This is a genomic window from Mycobacterium sp. pUA109 (assembly GCF_041287095.1).
Taxonomy (GTDB): domain Bacteria; phylum Actinomycetota; class Actinomycetes; order Mycobacteriales; family Mycobacteriaceae; genus Mycobacterium.
Window position 1 is genome coordinate 326,796 of the sequence record NZ_JBGGKS010000003.1, and the last position, 18,975, is coordinate 345,770.

Sequence of the window (18,975 nt, forward strand, 5' to 3'; positions counted from 1 at the left end):
GGCTCTTGGTCCATGGACGGCCAGACGGGTGTGATCGTGACCCTGGACGGCGAAATCCACCCGGCGGGAGCCCCGCTGCTGCACGCCGACGACCTCGCCGTGCTGCGCGGTGACGGCGTCTTCGAGACGCTGCTGGTCCGCGACGGCCGAGCCTGCCTGGTGGGGCCGCATCTGGGCCGGCTTGCCCACTCGGCCAAGCTGATGGCGTTGCCCGAACCGGACCTGGCGGCGTGGCGGCGCGCGATCGCGGCAGCCGAGCAGGCGTGGGCCGCGGTCACCGCCGCCGAGGGCGCGATGCGGCTGATCTTTAGCCGGGGCCGCGAAGGCGGGGCGACGCCCACCGCCTATGTGATGGTCACCCCGGTCGCCGACCGGGTCGCGGCCGCCCGCCGCGACGGGGTGGCGGCGATCACCTTGGACCGCGGCCTGGCCGCCGCCGGCGTCGACGCGCTGCCCTGGCTGCTGGCCGGCGCCAAAACCCTGTCGTATGCGGTGAACATGGCCGCGCTGCGGCACGCCGCGGCGCAGGGCGCCGGCGATGTGATCTTCGTCAGCTCCGACGGCTACATCCTGGAAGGCCCGCGCTCGACGGTGGTGATCGCCACCGCCGTTGACGGCCAGACCGCGCTGCTCACCCCGCCGCCGTGGTACCCGATCCTGCGCGGCACCACCCAGCAGGCGCTGTTCGAGGTGGCCCGCGAGAAGGGCTACGACTGCGACTACCGGGCCCTCACGCCGGCGGACCTGGTTGCCGCCCAAGGGGTCTGGCTGGTGTCGAGTATGACGCTGGCCGCCCGGGTGCACACCCTGGACGGCCGACCGCTGCCGCCGGCGCCGCTGGCCGCGGAGTTCGCCGGCCTGGTGGACGCCGCCATCGCCAGCGATCGCTGAAATTCGGTTGTCGGCACGCCGGCGCGCAGGTAGGTTCGGCTCTACACAGGGAAGGAGGTGGTCCGCGAAATTGAGTACTTTCTGGACATGTGAGGTGGCTGCCCGCTAAGCAGCGCCAGGGAATCACCCGCGCGCGCTGGCGAATTCCCGGCAGTCACCCGACCCCCGAGCCTCCGGTCTTGTCCAACCAGGAACTACGGCTCGGGGGTCGCGCCATGTTTGGGGTCGTTGACGAGCTCGCGCGGGTGCGCCGAGATCGACGCCAGCGTGGTGCTTACTCGACGTTTCGCGCGCTGGCGTCAATCTTGGCGCAAAGCAGGGCAAAATAGGGCAAAAGCAGCTAGCCCGCGAAGCGCTGCAGCCGCGCCGATAGGTGCGGCACCAGCCCGCCGTCGGCGTCCACCCGCTCCTCCACGTAGGCCAAATCCCCGCCTTCGACGATGCCGTAGAGCCGTTTGGCCCCGCCGACCAGCACCCCGGATTTGCTGCGGGCCAGCGCGTCGGTGACCAGCTCCCACGAGGAGGCGTTGCGGGGCCGGCCGTAGAACAGCTCGACGTAGCCCTCCGAATGCGCCAACAGCAGCTCGATGGCTTGCGACTCGGTGGGGTCGGCGGGGTCGTTGACGAACCGCCAAAAGCCGGTCTCCCGCAGACCCGGCTGCTGGTATTCGCCGGTGTCGGTCAGCCGCCAGGAGCGGGCTTCCCAGTTCAGGTAGTCGCCGCCGTCGTGGGACACCACGATCTGCTGGCCGAACCGGTAGTCGCCGTGCTCGCCGCGGCCCTCACCTTCCCCGCGCCACACCCCGACCAGCGGCAACAGCGCCAGCAGGGCGTCGTGCAGGTTGGCCCCCTCGCGCAGATTGGCGGTGTCGGCGGGGGCCGGCAGGTCGTCGAAGGCCGGGATATTGCGGGCCGCGGGCCCGGGGCTGTCCTGGCCTGGGGAGGTCACGACTCGTCGGCGATGAGCCGATACAAGGCGTACAGCGCGAACCAGGTGATGACCGCGACGGCCCCGACAAGCATGATTTCGAAGAACAGCACCACGGCGACGAGTCTAGTGTGCGGCCGGGGTGGGACCCAAAACGCACCGAGGCTGGGGACCTCCCACCCGGGAGGTGCCCCAGCCTCGGTAAAGCGGTCTCAGGCGACCTTGACGTCGACCTCGTGGATGCCGGCTCCCGACGGCGCGACGACGGCGTCACCGTTGCCGGCCGAGGACAGTGCCCGCACCGTCCACGATCCCGGCGCGGCGAAGAACCGGAAGTCACCGGTCGCCGAGGCCACCACCTCGGCGGTGAACTCGTCGGAGGAGTCCAGCAGGCGCACGAACGCCCCGGCCACCGGGCCGCCGTTGCTGTCCACCACCCGGCCGGTGATCACCGTCTCCTTCTCCAGGTCGACGCCGGCCGGCAGCGTTTGTCCTTGTTTAGGTGCAGAGCACATAGTCAGCTTCCCAACTCGATCGGGACCCCCACCAGGGAGCCGTATTCCATCCAACTGCCGTCATAGTTTTTGACGTTCTTGTGCCCGAGCAGCTCTTGCAGCACAAACCAGGTGTGCGACGAGCGCTCGCCGATCCGGCAATAGGCGATGGTCTCCTTCTGCCCGTCCAGGCCGGCCTCGGCGTACAGCTTGGCCAGCTCCTCGTCGGACTTGAAGGTGCCATCCTCATTGGCGGCCTTGCTCCACGGCACGTTGATCGCGGAGGGCACGTGACCGCGCCGCTGGCTCTGCTCCTGCGGCAGGTGCGCCGGCGCCAGGATCTTGCCGGTGAACTCGTCCGGGGAGCGCACGTCGACCAGGTTCTTGGCGCCGATCGCGGCGAGCACGTCGTCGCGGAACGCCCGGATGCTGCCGTCCTGCGGCTTGGCGGCGTACGAGGTGGCCGGGCGGGTGACCTTGTCGGTCGACAGCGGGCGAGCGTCCAGCTCCCACTTCTTGCGGCCGCCGTCGAGCAGCTTGACCTTGTCGTGGCCGTACAGCTTGAAGTACCAGTACGCGTAGGCCGCGAACCAGTTGTTGTTGCCGCCGTAGAGGATCACGGTGTCGTCGTTGGCGATGCCGCGGTCGGACAGCAGCTTGGAGAACTGCTGGGCGTCGACCACGTCACGGCGGACCGCGTCCTGCAGGTCTTGGCGCCAGTCCAGCTTGACCGCGCCGGGGATGTGACCGCCGTCGTAGGCGCTGACATCCTCGTCGACCTCGACGAACACGGTATTGGGTGCGTTGAGATTGCTCTCGGCCCAGTCAGTGGTGACCAGGACGTCGGAGCGAGCCATGTTGTGGATCCTTTCGGTTGCTCAGGTGGAAATCGGGGAGGGGCGGCGGGGCCGCAGATGGACGACGAGCGGGTAGAGCTGGCAGCCCAGGCAAATGCCGAAGGCCGCATTGAGGAAGGCCGCGGCCAGCGCGAACGCGGTCGCGACCACCCCGAGGATCGGCAGGCCGGCGGCGAAGCCGGTCACGCCGGCGGCGGCAAACACGAAGCCGACCAGCTGGGCGAACTTCAGCGGCGGCACCGGCTCGAACTCGGTGGCCGGGGCCAGCCGCGGCGCCACCACGGTGGCGAACACCACACCGTAGGGCTGCCGGCGCGGCCCGGCCAGGGCGCCGATGGCGAAGCCGACGGCCTGCACGGCCAGCACGGCGGCGGCCGCCGGCGCACTGAACCCGGCGATGACCAGGACAGCCACCAGCACCGCGGTGGTGACCCAGGCGACGAACCGGGGCCCTCGCACATCTACGTGGCTGGTGGTGGTCGACACAGAGCTGCTCCTGTTGTGAAAACGGATCGGGATGGAGACAGGCCACGGTGACTGGTCCGGGCTGCTCCGAGCGCGGCGTGGAAGGAAGGACGCGGCTACTCAGCTACAACAACAACAGCAACAACCCGCGGTGCGGCACAGATCTACTGCGCGACGCTTGGTGAGCACAAGCTCGAGGCGGGCGAACACGTCGGACAGCTTACCTAATGACACGCCGGTCAAGCCAACAGCGGCTGCAGCGCCTCCCGCAGGCCAGCCACGGTGGGGACACCCGCGGTGCGAAACCGTTGACGCCCCTGCGCATCGAAGATGAACGTGGTCGGCAGCGACAGCACGGACAGGGCGCGCGCGGCCCCCGGATCGGCGTCCAAGTCGATCTCGACGTGGGCGACGTCCAGGTCGGTGCACACCTGGTCGACCACGCGGCGCACCGCCGCGCACGGCCCGCACCACGCGGCGGAGAAGTGCACGACGGTGGGTCCGCTGGTCGACAACCCGAGCTCGGCCGGGACAGGCCCCGTGTCGGTGGGCATCAGCACCCCGGAACGGCGGCGCAGCAACCAGCCCGCCGCCGTGGCCAGTGCCAACCCGGCGGCGATCGCGACCAGCGCGGTAATCATCGGCGGATCACGACTGCCGGAATTCGTCGAGGGTCAGGGTGACCCCTTCGGTGATGCCTTCGATGATCACATCCGAGCCGCGGGCGCCCTGGCTGGTCGGCGCCACCCCGAACGGCAGCTTCTGGTCCGGCAGTTCGGCGCGGAACGCGGCCAGCACCGCGTCCCGCTTGTCGTCGGGCACCCGCTGGTTGGCGGTGTCGGGCCCGGTCAGCACCTCGGTGGGGGTGAACACCAGGGTGGTTTTGTCCGCGCCGGTCATCGACAGGTCCACGCCGACGCTGACCCGGTGGTCGAATCCCGCCGATCTCGGGGTGCCGGTGAACACCAGCCCGCTGCTGCTGGAGATGCCGGATTCGGTGGTGCCGCCGGTGGCGTCGTTGGTTTCGGTCCGCGGCGCCTCCACCATCAGGTCGCGGATGCCCAGGTAGCGGCCCAGGTGCACGGAGTCGATGATGATCCGGCTCTCCAGTTTGCGCACCACGAGCGTGGCCTGGGGCCCCACCAGCCAGGACGCGTCGGGCAGGTCGATGGAGTGCATGGTGGCCTCCAGCGTCGCCTTGTCGACCCGGGCGTGCTCGACGGCGGTGGCCTTGATCTCCAGCTCGTCGTAGTGGTCCCGCGCCGCCTGCGGGATAAACGGAAAACCCAGGATGGCGACGAACGGATCCGAGCCCAGATGCGCCGCCTCACGCACCGACCGCGACAGCCGGTACTCGGCGTAGATCGACGTCCCGAAGTCGACGCCGACGGCCGCCAGCAGCACCACACCCAGGGCGGCGGCCACCCCGATCAGCACTCTGCGCACCCGCACATTCTGGCCTACCGCCGTCCGCGGCTGGGTTGAGCACAGCGAAAGAGCAGGTCGCACGCTATCGTTAAATACCTTAGGCACTGACTCTCGCGTGCATATTGGGAGATAGCTTCCCCCGAGGCTGGAGGGGCTTCTTGGATCTACTGCTGCTGACCGCCGACCCGCACCCCGAGTCGGTGCTGCCCGCGTTGTCGCTGCTGCCGCATCACGTGCGGGCGGCGCCGACGGAGGTTTCCTCACTGCTGGAGGCCGGGTCCGCCGACGTGGCGATCGTGGACGCCCGCACCGACCTGGCCGCCGCCCGCGGGCTGTGCCGGCTGCTCAGCGCGGCCGGCACCACGGTGCCGGTGGCGGCCGTGGTCACCGAGGGCGGCCTAGTGGCGGTCAGCGCCGAATGGGGGCTCGACGAGATCCTGTTGCCCGGCACCGGCCCGGCCGAGGTGGACGCCCGGCTGCGGCTGCTGGTCGGCCGCGCCGGCGGCCCGGTCGCCGAGGAGAGCGCCGGCCAGATCACCCTCGGCGAGTTGGTCATCGACGAAGGCACCTACACCGCGCGGCTGCGCGGCAAGCCGCTGGATCTGACCTACAAGGAATTCGAGCTGCTGAAGTATCTGGCCCAGCACGTCGGTCGGGTGTTCACCCGGGCGCAGCTGCTGCAAGAGGTGTGGGGGTATGACTTCTTCGGCGGCACCCGCACCGTCGATGTCCACGTCCGGCGGTTGCGGGCCAAACTGGGTCCCGAATACGAGTCGTTGATCGGCACCGTGCGCAACGTCGGCTACAAGGCGGTCCGGCCGGCGCGGGGCCGCGCCCCGGTGCCCGAGGCCGACGAGGACGAGGAAGTCGGCGACGCCGAGGAGATGCCATCCGAACCCGACGCGGTGGACGATCCGCTGAGCAACCCGCTGGCCAGTCAGTGACGGCGCCCGACTGGCGCGCTGCGCTGTCGGCCGACGAACAGCAGCAGGTCCGCGCCCTGATCGCCGCGGCCCGCGACCACGACGGGGTGGCGCCCGTCGGCGAGCAGGTGCTGCGCGAACTCACCGCCCACCGCGGCGCCCACCTGCTGGTCACCGGCGCCGACGACGCCGTGCTCGGCTACCTCAACCTGTCCGCCGCGTCCGACGCACCGATGGCCGAACTGGTGGTGCATCCGCGGGCCCGCCGCCGCGGCGTCGGCGCGGCCCTGGCCCGCGCCGCGCTGGATCGGACCGCCGGACGGACCCAGTTCTGGGCGCACGGCACGCTGCCGCCGGCCGCGGCGCTGGCGGTCGCGCTGGGGCTGCAACCGGTGCGGGAGCTGATGCAGATGCGCCGCTCGCTGCGCGGGGTGCCCGACCCCGAGCTGCCCGACGGGGTGCGGATCCGCAGCTACGCCGGCAGCGGCGACGACGCCGAACTGCTGCGGGTCAACAACGCCGCGTTCGCCTGGCATCCCGAACAGGGCGGCTGGACGCAGACCCAGCTCGACGAGCGTCGCGCCGAACCGTGGTTCGACCCGGCCGGCCTGTTCTTGGCGTTCGAAGGCGACGCGCTGCTGGGCTTCCACTGGACCAAGGTGCACCCCGACGAGCCCGGGTTGGGCGAGGTGTACGTGGTGGGCGTCGACCCGGCCGCGCAGGGCCGCGGCCTGGGCGCGCTGTTAACGTCGGTGGGCGTGGCCTGGCTGGCCCGACGGCTCGCCGACGCCGAGCGGCCGGTGGTGATGCTCTACGTCGAGGCGGATAACACCGCGGCGGTGCGCACCTATCGGCGGCTGGGTTTTGCGGTGCACAGCGTCGACACCGCCTACGCGGCCCGCGGCGCCGACCGGTGAACCACGACCGTCTAAGGGCCGCGCTACCATCGCCAAGGGCCTCGGCAAGCCGCTACCGCACCAGCTAAGCAAACGCAGAAAGCGAGAATCGGTGAAGCTCAACACGGTGAGCACGGCGTTGGTGGCGACGACGATCGCCGCGCTCGGCCTGAGCGGATGCGGCAGCGACCACAACGACGCGGCACCCGACACCTCGGCGGCGGCCGACACGGCCGCCTGTGCGGGCAAGAACGCGCTGACCGCCGAGGGATCGACCTCCCAGCAGAACGCGATCGCGTTGTTCAACCAGGCCTGGGCGCAGGCGTGCGGCACCAAAAACGTGGCCTACAACCCCACCGGCTCGGGCGCGGGCCGCGACCAGTTCATCGCCAACCACGTCGACTTCGCCGGATCCGACTCGGCGCTGACCCCCGACCAGGTGCCGGCGGCGGCCAAACGCTGCGGCGGCAACCCGGCGTGGCATCTGCCGCTGGTGTTCGGGCCGATCGTGCTGGCCTACCACCTCGACGGCGTCGACGCGCTGGTGGTCAACGGCGACGTGCTGGCCAAGATCTTCAGCGGCGCCGTCACCGCCTGGAATGACCCGGCGATCGCCGCGTTGAACCCCGGCGCCGCCCTGCCCGCCACCAAGATCACCCCGATTTACCGGTCGGACTCCTCGGGCACCACCGACAACTTCCAGAAGTATCTGGCCGCGACCGCCCCGCAAGCCTGGACCAAAGGCGCCGGCAGCGAGTTCGCCGGCGGTGTCGGCGAGGGCGTGGACAAGTCGGCGGGCGTGGTGCAGGCCGTGCAGACCACCCCGGGCGCCATCGGCTACGTCGAGCAGGGCTTCACCAACCAGGCCAACCTGCGGGTCGCGGAGCTGGACTCCGGCAACGGCGCGGTGCCGCTCACCGACAGCTCGGCACGGGCCGCGATCGAAGCCGCCACGTTCGAGACCGAGGGCAGCAACGACCTGCGGCTGGACCTGAACTCGCTGTACGGCACCAAGGCGGCCGGCGCCTACCCGCTGGTCCTGGCGACCTACGAAATCGTCTGTTCCAAGGGGTATGCCCCCGACACCTCCGCCGCGGTCCGGTCGTTTTTGACTGTGGCCGCCAACAACGGCCAGGGCGGGTTGGCCGCGGCCGGATACATCCCGCTGCCGGAACGGTTCAAGGAGCGCCTGATCACCGCGATCGGCGCCATCGACTAGCCGAGCTGCCTAAGGGTGCGCAATGAACAGGGAGGGCGCTGATTCCGGTGCGACCGTCGTGACCGGCACCCCGACGCCGCGCGCCGCGCTGGCGCGGCCTTCCCGCCGCGCACGGATGCATTTGGGGGACAAAATCTTCGGTGTCCTCGCCGAGGGGTCCGGGGTGCTGCTGGTGATCCTGATCGCGGCGATCGGCGGATTTCTGCTGTGGCGGGCGATTCCCGCGCTGGCCCGCGACCGGGAGAACTTCTTCACCTACGGCGGTCGATGGGTCACCACCGACACGTCGGCGATGCACTTCGGGATCGCCGACCTGCTGCAGGTGACGGTGCTGGTCTCGCTGTTCGCACTGGTCCTGGCGATGCCGATCGCGCTGGGGGTGGCGCTGTACCTCACCCAGTACGCGCCGCGGCGGTTGGCCGGGCCGCTGGCCTACTTGGTCGACCTGCTGGCCGGGGTGCCCTCGATCATCTACGGTGCCTTCGGTCTGTACGTGTTGGCGCCGCAGCTGCGGCCGGTCGCCACCTGGCTCAACGAGCACCTGGGCTGGTTCTTCCTGTTCGCCACCGGCAACGCGTCGGTGGCCGGCGGCGGCACCATCTTCACCGGTGGGATCGTGCTGGCGGTGATGATCCTGCCGATCATCGCCGCGGTCACCCGCGAAGTGTTCGCCCAGACCCCGCACGGTCAGATCGAGGCCGCGTTGGCGCTGGGCGCCACCCGCTGGGAAGTGGTCAAGACCACGGTGTTGCCGTTCGGGCGCTCCGGCTACATCAGCGGCTGCATGCTGGGTCTGGGGCGCGCGCTGGGCGAGACGGTCGCGATGCTGATCATCTTGCGCGGCACCCAGAAAGCGTTCGGGTGGTCGCTGTTCGACGGCGGCGACACCTTCGCCAGCAAGATCGCCGCCACCGCCTCCGAATTCAACGACCAGTACAAGGCCGGCGCCTATATCGCGGCCGGGCTGGTGCTGTTCGTGTTGACATTCGTGGTCAACGGGTTGGCGCGGACGGCGATCGCCCGCCAGGGGTACCGATGACCACGCTGCTGGATCGGCCGGTCAAGGCGCGCGGTTTCGCGGGCGTCAGCCTGCGCCGTCGAATGGCCAACCACACCGCGACCGCGCTGGCGACCCTGGCGATGGTGATCGCCCTGGTGCCGCTGGTGCGGGTGCTGTACGCGGTGGTGGTCAAGGGATTCCGCGTCGTGGCCGCCAGCGGGTGGTGGACCCATTCCCAAGCCCAGATGACCCCCTACCTGGCCGGCGGCGGTGCCTACCACGCGATCGTCGGCACCGTGCTGCAGGGGCTGGCGTGTGCGGTCATCGCCATCCCGGTGGGGATCTTCGTGGCGATCTACCTGGTGGAATACGGCGGCGGCAGCCGGCTGGCCAAGCTGACCACGTTCGTGGTCGACGTCCTGACCGGGCTGCCTTCCATCGTGGCCGCCCTGTTCATCTACGCGCTGTGGGTGGCCACCCTGGGCCTGCAGCGCTCCGGGTTCGCGGTGTCGTTGTCGCTGGTGTTGCTGATGGTGCCGGTGATCGTGCGGGCCACCGAGGAGATGCTGCGCACCGTCCCGATGGACCTGCGCGAGGCCAGCTACGCGCTGGGCGTCTCGAAATGGAAAACCATTGTCCGCATTGTGATGCCGACCGGCCTGTCCGGCATCCTCACCGGCATCCTGCTGGCCCTGGCCCGGGTGATGGGGGAGACCGCGCCGCTGCTGATCCTGGTGGGGTACTCCCAGGCGATGAACTTCAACCTGTTCTCCGGATTCATGGGTTCGCTGCCCGGGATGATGTATGACCAGACGTCGGCCGGCGCGGGCGCCAACCCGGTGCCCACCGACCGGCTGTGGGGTGCCGCCCTGACGCTGATCGTGCTGATCGGCATACTGAATGTCGGAGCCAGGCTGGTCGCTAGAGTCTTTGCTCAGAGGAAGATTTAGGAGTTATCGGTGGCCAAGCGGTTAGACCTCAAAGAGGTCAACATCTACTACGGGTCGTTTCACGCGGTGGCCGACGTGTCGCTGCCGGTGCCGCCCCGCAGTGTGACCGCGTTCATCGGGCCGTCGGGCTGCGGCAAGACCACGGTGCTGCGCACGCTGAACCGGATGCACGAGGTGATCCCCGGCGCCCGGGTGTCCGGCTCGGTGCTGCTCGACGACGAGGACATCTACGCCTCCGGAATCGACCCGGTCGGGGTGCGGCGCGCCATCGGGATGGTGTTCCAGCGGCCGAACCCGTTTCCCACCATGACGATTCGCGACAACGTGGTCGCCGGGCTGAAGTTGCAGGGGGTGCGCAACCGGCGGCTGCTCGACGAGACCGCCGAGTACGCGCTGAAGGGCGCAAACCTGTGGAACGAGGTCAAAGACCGGCTGGACAAACCCGGCGGCGGGCTGTCCGGCGGCCAGCAGCAGCGGCTGTGCATCGCCCGGGCCATCGCCGTGCAGCCCGATGTGCTGTTGATGGATGAGCCGTGTTCGGCGCTGGACCCGATCTCGACGATGGCCATCGAGGAGCTGATCGCCGAACTCAAGCAGGACTACACCATCGTCATCGTCACCCACAACATGCAGCAGGCCGCCCGGGTGAGCGACCAGACCGCGTTCTTCAACCTGGAGTCGGTCGGCAAACCCGGCCGGTTGATCGAAATCGACGGCACCGAGAAGATCTTCTCCAACCCGAGCCGCAAGGAAACCGAGGACTACATCTCCGGGCGGTTCGGCTAGAACCGGGGAATAGCGCGGCGGCCGGGGTTGTCCTAGACCCCGTGACCAAAGCAGTGCAGTTCGATCACTACGGCGACATCGACGTGCTCGAGGTCCGCGACGTTCCCCGCCCCGCACCGGGTACCGGGCAGGTGGTGGTGCAGGTCAAGGCCGCCGGCATCAACCCGGGCGAGGCGATGATCCGCAAGGGCGCGCTGCACGACCGGTTTCCGGCCACCTTCCCGTCCGGGCAGGGCAGCGACCTGGCCGGGGTGGTCGCCGAACTCGGTGCCGGTGTCGAGAAGTTCGCGGTCGGCGACGAAGTGCTCGGGTTCACCGACGCCCGGGCCAGCCACGCCGAATTCGTCGCGGTGCCCGCCGATCAGCTGACCGCCAAACCCGCCGCGGTGCCCTGGGAGGTCGCCGGATCGCTGTTCGTGGCCGGCAGCACCGCCTACGCCGCGGTGCGGGCGGTGGCGTTGACCCGGGCCGACACCGTGGCCGTCACCGCGGCCGCCGGCGGTGTCGGCAGCATCGCGGTGCAGCTGGCCCGCCGGGCCGGGGCCACCGTCCTCGGGGTCGCCGGCGCCGGCAACGACGACTGGCTGACCGGGCACGGCGTCATCCCGGTCAACCACGGCGACCGGCTGGCCCAGCGCCTCACCGCGGCCGCCCCGCACGGCCGCATCGACGCGTTTTTGGACTTCTTCGGCGGCGGCTACGTGGAGTTGGCGGTGACCGAGCTGGGGGTCGCGCCCGAACGCGTCGACACCATCATCGATTTCGCGGCGGCACAACGCTTCGGGGTCAACACCGCCGGCAACGCCGAGGGGGCCGACGCGCGGGTGCTGGCCGAGCTGGCCGACCTGGTCGCCGCCGGCGACCTGGAGGTGCCGATCGCCGACACGTTCTCACTCGACGACGTGCGGCGCGCCTACCAAGTCCTCGAACAGCGGCACACCCGCGGCAAAATCGTGCTGTGGCCCTAGGGCGCGGGCAGCGTGTTCTCTTCGGGGAACTTCCCGGTGGCCTGGAAGATGACGCGGCGCGCCACCTCGACGGCGTGGTCGGCGAAGCGCTCGTAGAACCGGCCCAGCAGCGTCACATCGACGGCGGCCGCCACCCCGTGCTTCCACTCCCGGTCCATCAGCACGCTGAACAGATGCCGGTGCAGGTCATCCATCGCGTCGTCTTCCTCGCGGATCCGGGCCGCCTTCTCCGGGTCGCGGGACAACAGCACCTCTTGCGCACTGTTGCCCAATTCGACCGCGAGCCGGCCCATTTCGGCGAAGTACCCGTTGACCTCCTCGGGCAGCACATGCTGGGGATGCCGCCGCCGGGCGATCTTGGCGACGTGCAGCGCCAACGCGCCCATCCGGTCGATGTCGGCCACCATCTGGATGGCGGCCACGATCGCCCGCAGGTCCCCGGCGACCGGCGCCTGCAGCGCCAGCAGCACGAAGGCGCTTTCCTCGGCGCGGGCGCTCATCGCCGCGATCTGTTCGTGGTCGGTGATCACCTGCTCAGCCAGCACCAGATCGGCCTGCAGCAGGGCCTGAGTCGCACGTTCCATGGCGGCCCCGGCCAGGCCACACATTTCGCCGAGCTGCTCGGTTAGCCCGGAAAGCTGCTCGTGATAGGCGGTTCGCATGCCTTAAAGACTACGTTCTCCCCGCCGGAAGCGGGATGACGCTACTCGCAGGTGGTGTCGGCGGCGTTGGTGACGGTCAGGTCATCGGGCAGCTCGGTGGGGGCGACGCTGGTGGCGCGGGTCAGGTGCACGGTGACCGAGGAGCCCTCCGGCGCGGGGCTGCTGACCGCGCGAAAGTCCGGACCCAGCACCACCTGCACCACCTGGCCCTTACCGGTGATCCGCTGGATCGGGGCGTCGCCTAACGCCGAGGCCACGGTGGCGGCGGCCTGCTCGTTGCCGGGCGAGAACAACACCGTGGTGGTCTTGACCGTGTTGGGGTAGTCGTCGGGGCTCATCACGTTGAAGCCGCGTTTGTGCAGCGCGGAGGTGGCGTCGGCGGCCAGACCGGATTGGCCGGTGGAATTGGACACCTGGACGGTGACATCGGACGCGGCGGTGGTCACCGTGTCGACCTGCTCGCTTTGGCTCTGGGCCGGCGGGCTGGGTGCGGTGGTCGCGGTGGTGGACTTGGCCGTCGGGGTGGTGGTGGCGTTCAGATCGTTTTCGCCGGGCAGCGGATCGTCGTTGATGATGGCGTCGAACAGGGCCCGCATATCGGCGGTCCGCGGCGGCTCGTCCCCGTTCTCGTCGGTTTCGCCGGTCGGCACCGTTACGAAGGTGATGTGTCCGGCGGACAGCCCCTGCAGCGACTGCCCGAGGTTGACCAGATCCTTGGTGGTGACGTGGTCCACCGTGGTGTCGTTAATGAACATGTTGACGACGCTGTTCAGCTTGCTCAGCGAAAAGAACGTCTCCTTGGAGATCAGCGCCCGCAGCAGCGACGACAGGAACCGCTGCTGGCGTTTGATGCGGCCGTAGTCGCCGTTGAACTCGGTTTGCACGTTGCGGGCCCGCACGTAGTTGAGGGCGGTGCTCGAGTCGATGACCTGGCGCCCGGACTGGGCGAGCACGGTGCCCAACTCGTCGTCGTAGAGCGGGGTGGTGCTGCATACCTCCACCCCGCCGAGGGTGTCCACCATCTTGGTGAAGCCGACGAAATCGACGGCCATGAACCGGTTGATGGACAGCCCGGACAGTTTCTGGATCTCCTTCACCAGGCACTTCGGCCCGCCGAATGCGTAGGTGGAGTTCAGTTTGGTGGTGGTGTACGCCGTGTCGTGGTAGGTCCCGGTCTCCTCGTCGTAGAGGGCGCCGTAGGTGCCCGTCTCCGGATCCCAGGTATCGCAGTTCAGCGGCGTGATCGCCAGGTCGCGGGGGAAGGACACCACCACCACGCGTTTCCGGTTGGCCGGGATGTTGACCAGCATGATGGTGTCCGACCGGGCGCCGCCGGCGTCCTCGGTGTCGCCGGCCCCCATTTCGCTGTTCGCGCCGGCGCGGGTGTCGGCGCCGACGATGAGGAAATTCTCGTCGCCGTACTGGCCGTTGGGGTCGACGATGTCGCGGGAATCGGGGTCCAGCGCGCTGACCGTGTTGAGCCGGTTGTTCTTTGAGGTGCTCCACTGCCAGCCCCCGCCGGTCAGCGCCAACGCGAGCACCGCGACCAGTGCCGCCGCCACCCGCCCGGCCACCAGCAGCGACCGACGGCCGGGGGCGGGTTTCTCGTCGGGCGGCGATACCGGCGCCAGGTCACCGACCCGGGCCGGCGGCACCCGGCTCGATACCGGCGGCAGCACCGTGGTTTGTTCGGCGTCGGCCTCGTCGCGGATCAGCGGCCGGCGGTGGGCCAGCCCGTCGAGGTCCGGCAACTCCGAGGCGTAGGCGGCATCGACGGGCTCGGGGTATGCCCACGGATCGGGCGGCTCGATTTCCGGGGCGGCGCGGTGGTGCCCGGTTCGGGGGGCGTCACCGACCTTGGCGATCAGGTCGGCGACGGTGACCCCGCCGGTGGCGTGACATCCGGCCCCCGCCGCGGGCTCCGGCGCGGCCGGGCGGGCGGCGGCCCGCACCGGGGAGCGGGCCGGGCGCCGGGTGCGCGGATGCGACGCGGGGCGGGACCCGGCGGTGACGGTGTAGCGGGACGGGGTCTGCCAGCGTTCCCACGGCGCGGCGCCTGGCGACGCGGACAGCATTCCGGTATGCCGGTCGTGGTCACCGTCGGCGTCGCCCGCGCGCGGATGGCCAGGAGTGGCGTTATCGCCGTCACTCATGTCCTCGCGGCCTCCGAAATCAAGGTGCCCGACGTGCCGGTGCCCGTGCGTCACCGCAGTGCAAACGGTGCAAGCACTGCTTTTCTGGCGCTACCCGGTGGGGGTCGCGCTGTACTCGTATTCAAGATGTGATGTAGCCGGTGGTGCATCCTCGTCGCGCGGCGCCGACAGCGGGACCGCGGCCGTCCGATGCAACAAGTTCCCTATCGTACTGAACCCACCCCCGTCAGCGCGATGCCGAGTTTGTCTCGGTTCAGCCACCAGAGTGCATAACGTCCGCGCCGGCCGGCACGGTGCAGTCGTCCGGGTCGGTCAGCCAACCCTCGGGCAGGGTCACCGCGGCGGGGGAGCCCTGCCGGCCGCGCGGCCCGGTCGCCGCCGCCGGGAACGGCACCGCCGGGTCGAGGCCGCCCAGCAGGGCGTCGAGCTCGTCGAGCGTTTTGACCAGCGCCAGCGAGCGGCGCAGCTCGGGGCCGGCCGGGAAACCGTGCAGGTACCAGGCGATGTGTTTGCGGATATCCCGCATGCCCTTGTCCTCGCCGAAATGCGCGGCCAGCAGCGCGCCGTGCCGGCGGATGATGTCGGCGACCTCGCCGAGGGTGGGCGGCGTGGGCGGCGCGGTGCCGGCGAACGCGGCCGACAGCTCGGCGAACAGCCAGGGCCGGCCCAGGCAGCCGCGGCCGATGACCACGCCGTCGCAGCCGGTGGCCGCCATCATGGTCAGCGCGTCGCTGGCGTCGAAGATATCGCCGTTGCCCAACACCGGGATCGTCGTGACCTGGGCTTTAAGTGCGGCGATCTGCTCCCAGTCCGCGGTGCCGGAGTAGCGTTGCGCGGCGGTGCGGGCGTGTAGGGCGACGGCCGCGGCGCCTTCGGCTTCCGCGATGCGCCCGGCGTCGAGGTGGGTGTGGTGGTCGTCGTCGATGCCGACCCGGAACTTGACCGTCACCGGAATACCGGTGCCCTCGGTGGCCCGGACCGCGGCCGCGACGATCTGGCCGAACAGCCGCCGCTTGTAGGGCAGCGCCGCCCCGCCGCCGCGCCGGGTCACCTTGGGCACCGGGCAGCCGAAGTTCATGTCGAGGTGGTCGGCCAGGCCCTCGTCGGCGATCATCTTCGCCGCGGCGTAGGTGGTGTCCGGGTCCACGGTGTACAGCTGCAGCGACCGCGGCGACTCCTCGGGCGCGAACGTCGTCATATGCAGCGTGGCCGGATGCCGCTCCACCAGCGCGCGGGCGGTGACCATCTCGCAGACGTACAGCCCGCTGACCGTCCCGGCCCGGGCCTGTTCCAGCTCACGGCACAGCGTGCGGAATGCGACGTTGGTCACCCCCGCCATCGGGGCCAGCACGACCGGGCTGGCGAGCGGGATGGGGCCGATCCGTAACGCTGGCGAGCGGTCGGCTAGGACGCCGATGACGCCAGCACCTTCTTGTTGCGGGCGGCCAGCTTCTCGGCCTTGCGGGCCTCGCGCTCCAGATAGCGCTGCTTGGACACCGCGAACTTGTCGCAGGCCTCCTCGAGTTCCTGCACCAGCAGGGCCAGGTCGTCGCGCTGCTCGGCGGCCTTGCCGGTGAAGTCCTCCCGCTCGAAGATGCGCCACTTCTTCAGCACCGGCATCACCACGTCGTCGAGGTGGATGCGCGGGTCGTAGACGCCGCCGACGGCGATGGTCACCGCCTTGCGCCGGAACTCGGGCACCACGAATCCGGGCATCTGGAAGTTGCGCAGCACCCGGTGCAGCGAGTTCATCGCCTGGTTGGGGGCGATCTCGAACCCGGCCTCGCTGATGTCGCGGTAGAAGATCATGTGCAGGTTCTCGTCGCCGGAGACCCGGGCCAGCAGCTTGTCGGCGACCGTCTCGTTGCAGGCCTTGCCGGTGTTGCGGTGCGAGATCCGGGTGGCCAGCTCCTGGAAGGTGACGTAGATCACCGAGTCAAACAGGCTTTCGGCGAACAGCTCGTCCTTCACCTGGTGGTTTTGGCCCGGGCTGAAGCCGCGGTTGACCGTCTCCAGCCGCAGCGTCTCCAACTCCACCGGGTCGATGGCGCGGGTGACGACCAGGTAGTCGCGCAGCGCGATGCCGTGCCGGTTCTCCTCGGCGGTCCAGCGGTTGACCCAGGTGCCCCACGGGCCGTCCATGTGGAAGTTCATCGCGATCTCGCGGTGATACGACGGCAGGTTGTCCTCGGTCAGCAGGTTCTGCAGCATCGCGATCTGGGCGACCTCGGACAGCTGGGACTGTTCGGGATCCCAGTCCTGGCCACCGAGCGCGTAGTAGTTCTTGCCGTCCGACCACGGGATGTAGTCGTGCGGGTTCCAGTCCTTGCAGACGGAGAAATGGCGGTTCAGGCCCTTCTCGACGACCGGTTCAAGCTCGTGCAGCAGCTGCAGGTCGGACAATTTCTCCGACATGGCCCCTCCCAGTTATCTGTATCCGTCGGTTGCACGCAATATATCTGTGTACGTCAGTAGCATCAAGTTTATCGCCCGGCGCTGGCGCCGCCCGTTAGTAAGTTGTGACGCGGCTCAACAGCATGTTCACGCAGTAGTCGATGAACTGCGCCCGGGTGGCCGTCAGCCGCCCGTTGAGGTAGGCGGTGAACAGCGCGGTCAACCCGCCGATCAAGCTGGTGGCGACCATGGCTTGCAGCACCGGGTCCCCGATGCGGGTCAGCTTGCGCTGCAGCAACTCGATGAAGTTCGGCATCCATTCCGCGCCGGAGCGGGTCAGCACCGGCTCCACCTCCGGCGCCAGCAGCAGCACCCGGCCCCGCACCGGGTCGTCGACCATCAGCGCCACGAATTGTTCGACGGCGTCGCGCGGGGTGCCCGCCGACATCAGCGTGGACATCGCGCGACCGCACACGTCGTCGTAGACGGCGCGGACGAACTCGTCCCGGTCGGTGAAGCTTTCGTAGAAGTAGCGCTCGGTGAGCCCGGCCTGGCGGCACACCGCCCGAACGGTCAAGGCCGGCCCGTGCTCGTCGCCGAGCAGCCGGACGCCGGCGGCGATCAACTCGTCACGACGTAGCGCCTGACGATCCTCCAGCGGGACACCGGCCCAGCGGCCCCGTCGTTGACCGGACGGCACATCCCTCCTAGGCTGCGTGATGACAACGCATGTAGTCAAAGTCATCTGACACTGACAGGAAACCTCACCAGTGACTCAAGATACGTCTGAGGCGTGCCCGGTGACCAGCCGCGACACCGTCACCGACCCAGTTGCTTTCGGGGCGGCGGCGGGCTGTCCGGTCTCGTCGCTCGGCTATGACGCGCCGCCGGCCCCGCTCGGCCCGGATTCGTTGACCTGGCAGTACTTCGGTGACTGGCGCGGCATGCTGCAGGGCCCGTGGGCGGGATCGATGCAGAACATGCACCCCCAGTTGGGCGCGGCGGTCGAGGAGCATTCGACGTTCTTCCGGGAGCGCTGGCCGCGGCTGATGCGCTCGCTGTACCCGATCGGCGGCGTGGTCTTCGACGGCGATCGCGCCCCGACCACCGGCGCCGAGGTGCGCGACTACCACATCGACATCAAGGGGGTCGACGCCCGGGGCCGGCGCTACCACGCGCTGAACCCCGACGTCTTCTACTGGGCGCACGCCACGTTTTTCGTCGGCACGCTGATCGTGGCCGAACGGTTCTGCGGCGGGATCACCGAGGCGCAAAAGCGTCAGCTGTTCGACGAACACATCACCTGGTATGCGATGTACGGCATGAGCATGCGTCCGGTGCCCAAGAGCTGGGAGGACTTCTGGGTCTACTGGGACCACATGTGCCGGGAGGTGCTGGAGGACAACCAGGCCACCCGCGACGTGCTGGATCTGTCCACCTTGCCGAAACCGCCGTTCGCGCAATGGATGCCGGACCGGCTGTGGGCCGCCCAGCGCAAACTGGTGGCGCCGTTCTTCTTGTGGTTCACCGTCGGGCTCTACGACCAGCCGGTGCGGGAGCTGTTGGGCTACCGCTGGTCACGCCGCGACGAATGGCTGCATCGCCGGTTCGGGGACCTGGTCCGGCTGGTCTTCACCGTGGTGCCGTGGCGGTATCGCAAGCATCCGCGGGCCCGCGCCGGATGGGATCGGGCCACCGGCCGCATCCCCGCCGACACCCCACTGGTGCACACCCCGGCGCGCAACCTGCCGCCGCTGGATGAGCGGGACAGCCCCAAGCACTACTGCCCCAAGGTGTGACGGCCGGCTCGCGGTTGGCTCGCGGTCCCGCAAGATTGCGCCGGTAATCCCCGCGAGATTGCGCTGAGGTAGGGGTTCACTCGGGCGGATTCATACGGTCAGTGCAACGTCTAGTGGTTTTGGAGGTTGCTGTGCCGCGTGGTTATCCGGTTGTGGGTTCGG

21 protein-coding genes are annotated in these 18,975 nt (G+C 69.4%); 9 read left to right on the forward strand and 12 right to left on the reverse strand.

Annotated features, from left to right (window positions below):
• Positions 1–30 precede the first annotated feature (30 nt).
• Positions 31–891, forward strand: coding sequence for an aminodeoxychorismate lyase (locus ACAG26_RS05545; RefSeq protein ID WP_370480396.1), 861 nt, complete (start codon positions 31–33; stop codon positions 889–891).
• 340 nt (positions 892–1,231) lie between these two features.
• Here ACAG26_RS05545 and ACAG26_RS05550 read toward each other — a convergent pair whose 3' ends face one another.
• The 7 genes from ACAG26_RS05550 to lmeA all read right to left on the reverse strand — a co-directional run bounded on the left by ACAG26_RS05550 (position 1,232) and on the right by lmeA (position 5,087).
• The gene (locus ACAG26_RS05550; protein ID WP_370480353.1) at positions 1,232–1,840 is read right to left on the reverse strand and encodes an FABP family protein; all 609 of its coding nucleotides are present in this window, start codon (positions 1,838–1,840) and stop codon (positions 1,232–1,234) included.
• 191 nt (positions 1,841–2,031) lie between these two features.
• Positions 2,032–2,334, reverse strand: coding sequence for a DUF1416 domain-containing protein (locus ACAG26_RS05555; RefSeq protein ID WP_071028157.1), 303 nt, complete (start codon positions 2,332–2,334; stop codon positions 2,032–2,034).
• Positions 2,335–2,336: 2 nt separating this feature from the next.
• Positions 2,337–3,170, reverse strand: a complete 834-nt coding sequence (locus tag ACAG26_RS05560; RefSeq protein WP_370480357.1) for a sulfurtransferase — start codon at positions 3,168–3,170, stop codon at positions 2,337–2,339.
• Between the two features lie 21 nt (positions 3,171–3,191).
• Positions 3,192–3,656, reverse strand: a complete 465-nt coding sequence (locus ACAG26_RS05565; RefSeq protein WP_370480359.1) for a DUF4395 domain-containing protein — start codon at positions 3,654–3,656, stop codon at positions 3,192–3,194.
• A gap of 99 nt (positions 3,657–3,755) precedes the next feature.
• The gene (locus tag ACAG26_RS05570; protein ID WP_370480397.1) at positions 3,756–3,869 is read right to left on the reverse strand and encodes an Ms5788A family Cys-rich leader peptide; all 114 of its coding nucleotides are present in this window, start codon (positions 3,867–3,869) and stop codon (positions 3,756–3,758) included.
• 5 nt (positions 3,870–3,874) lie between these two features.
• A complete protein-coding gene (locus tag ACAG26_RS05575) occupies positions 3,875–4,273 on the reverse strand; it encodes a thioredoxin family protein (protein ID WP_370480398.1) in 399 nt (132 codons plus the stop codon).
• 10 nt (positions 4,274–4,283) lie between these two features.
• Positions 4,284–5,087 (reverse strand): mannan chain length control protein LmeA, encoded by an 804-nt coding sequence (gene lmeA, locus ACAG26_RS05580; protein ID WP_370480362.1) that lies wholly within the window; start codon positions 5,085–5,087, stop codon positions 4,284–4,286.
• A 134-nt stretch (positions 5,088–5,221) separates the two neighbouring features.
• Here lmeA and ACAG26_RS05585 point away from each other — a divergent pair, with 134 nt between their 5' ends.
• The 7 genes from ACAG26_RS05585 (at position 5,222) to ACAG26_RS05615 (ending at position 11,805) form a co-directional block, all read left to right on the forward strand.
• A complete protein-coding gene (locus ACAG26_RS05585; protein WP_370480364.1) occupies positions 5,222–6,007 on the forward strand; it encodes a winged-helix domain-containing protein in 786 nt (261 codons plus the stop codon).
• A complete protein-coding gene (gene mshD / locus ACAG26_RS05590; protein WP_370480367.1) occupies positions 6,004–6,903 on the forward strand; it encodes a mycothiol synthase in 900 nt (299 codons plus the stop codon). The genes ACAG26_RS05585 and mshD overlap by 4 nt, the downstream gene beginning before the upstream one ends.
• A 91-nt stretch (positions 6,904–6,994) precedes the next feature.
• Positions 6,995–8,101, forward strand: a complete 1,107-nt coding sequence (gene pstS, locus ACAG26_RS05595) for a phosphate ABC transporter substrate-binding protein PstS (RefSeq protein ID WP_370480370.1) — start codon at positions 6,995–6,997, stop codon at positions 8,099–8,101.
• Positions 8,102–8,216: 115 nt separating this feature from the next.
• Positions 8,217–9,140, forward strand: a complete 924-nt coding sequence (pstC, locus tag ACAG26_RS05600; RefSeq protein WP_370480399.1) for a phosphate ABC transporter permease subunit PstC — start codon at positions 8,217–8,219, stop codon at positions 9,138–9,140.
• Positions 9,137–10,051, forward strand: coding sequence for a phosphate ABC transporter permease PstA (pstA, locus tag ACAG26_RS05605; protein WP_370480373.1), 915 nt, complete (start codon positions 9,137–9,139; stop codon positions 10,049–10,051). Before pstC ends, pstA begins: the two co-directional genes overlap by 4 nt.
• 9 nt (positions 10,052–10,060) lie before the next feature.
• Positions 10,061–10,837 (forward strand): phosphate ABC transporter ATP-binding protein PstB, encoded by a 777-nt coding sequence (gene pstB, locus ACAG26_RS05610; protein WP_370480374.1) that lies wholly within the window; start codon positions 10,061–10,063, stop codon positions 10,835–10,837.
• 41 nt (positions 10,838–10,878) lie between these two features.
• Complete coding sequence (locus ACAG26_RS05615) at positions 10,879–11,805, forward strand: NADP-dependent oxidoreductase (protein WP_370480375.1); 927 nt, start codon at positions 10,879–10,881, stop codon at positions 11,803–11,805.
• On the opposite strand, the gene phoU is transcribed toward ACAG26_RS05615, so the two are convergent.
• From phoU to ACAG26_RS05640, 5 genes are all read right to left on the reverse strand, one after another.
• Complete coding sequence (phoU, locus tag ACAG26_RS05620) at positions 11,802–12,467, reverse strand: phosphate signaling complex protein PhoU (protein WP_370480376.1); 666 nt, start codon at positions 12,465–12,467, stop codon at positions 11,802–11,804. The genes ACAG26_RS05615 and phoU overlap by 4 nt on opposite strands.
• A 41-nt stretch (positions 12,468–12,508) precedes the next feature.
• Complete coding sequence (locus ACAG26_RS05625) at positions 12,509–14,620, reverse strand: LCP family protein (protein ID WP_370480377.1); 2,112 nt, start codon at positions 14,618–14,620, stop codon at positions 12,509–12,511.
• Between the two features lie 253 nt (positions 14,621–14,873).
• Positions 14,874–16,037 (reverse strand): tRNA dihydrouridine synthase DusB, encoded by a 1,164-nt coding sequence (gene dusB, locus ACAG26_RS05630; RefSeq protein ID WP_370480400.1) that lies wholly within the window; start codon positions 16,035–16,037, stop codon positions 14,874–14,876.
• Positions 16,025–17,035 carry an acyl-ACP desaturase gene (locus tag ACAG26_RS05635; protein WP_370480378.1) on the reverse strand — a complete coding sequence of 337 codons (1,011 nt, stop codon included), beginning with the start codon at positions 17,033–17,035 and terminating at the stop codon, positions 16,025–16,027. Before ACAG26_RS05635 ends, dusB begins: the two co-directional genes overlap by 13 nt.
• A gap of 94 nt (positions 17,036–17,129) precedes the next feature.
• Entirely contained in the window at positions 17,130–17,714 is a 585-nt protein-coding gene (locus ACAG26_RS05640; protein ID WP_370480379.1) for a TetR/AcrR family transcriptional regulator, read from the reverse strand.
• A gap of 70 nt (positions 17,715–17,784) precedes the next feature.
• Here ACAG26_RS05640 and ACAG26_RS05645 point away from each other — a divergent pair, with 70 nt between their 5' ends.
• A complete protein-coding gene (locus ACAG26_RS05645) occupies positions 17,785–18,813 on the forward strand; it encodes an oxygenase MpaB family protein (RefSeq protein ID WP_370480380.1) in 1,029 nt (342 codons plus the stop codon).
• The last annotated feature ends 162 nt before the right edge of the window (positions 18,814–18,975 follow it).

Excerpts from the sequence above, each read along its gene's own strand:
- ACAG26_RS05555 (WP_071028157.1), bottom strand. The coding sequence starts at position 2,334 with ATGTGCTCTGCACCTAAACAAGGACAAACGCTGCCGGCCGGCGTCGAC.
- ACAG26_RS05560 (WP_370480357.1), bottom strand. The coding sequence starts at position 3,170 with ATGGCTCGCTCCGACGTCCTGGTCACCACTGACTGGGCCGAGAGCAAT.
- pstC (WP_370480399.1), top strand. The coding sequence starts at position 8,217 with ATGCATTTGGGGGACAAAATCTTCGGTGTCCTCGCCGAGGGGTCCGGG.
- pstA (WP_370480373.1), top strand. The coding sequence starts at position 9,137 with ATGACCACGCTGCTGGATCGGCCGGTCAAGGCGCGCGGTTTCGCGGGC.
- phoU (WP_370480376.1), bottom strand. The coding sequence starts at position 12,467 with ATGCGAACCGCCTATCACGAGCAGCTTTCCGGGCTAACCGAGCAGCTC.
- ACAG26_RS05625 (WP_370480377.1), bottom strand. The coding sequence starts at position 14,620 with ATGAGTGACGGCGATAACGCCACTCCTGGCCATCCGCGCGCGGGCGAC.
- ACAG26_RS05635 (WP_370480378.1), bottom strand. The coding sequence starts at position 17,035 with ATGTCGGAGAAATTGTCCGACCTGCAGCTGCTGCACGAGCTTGAACCG.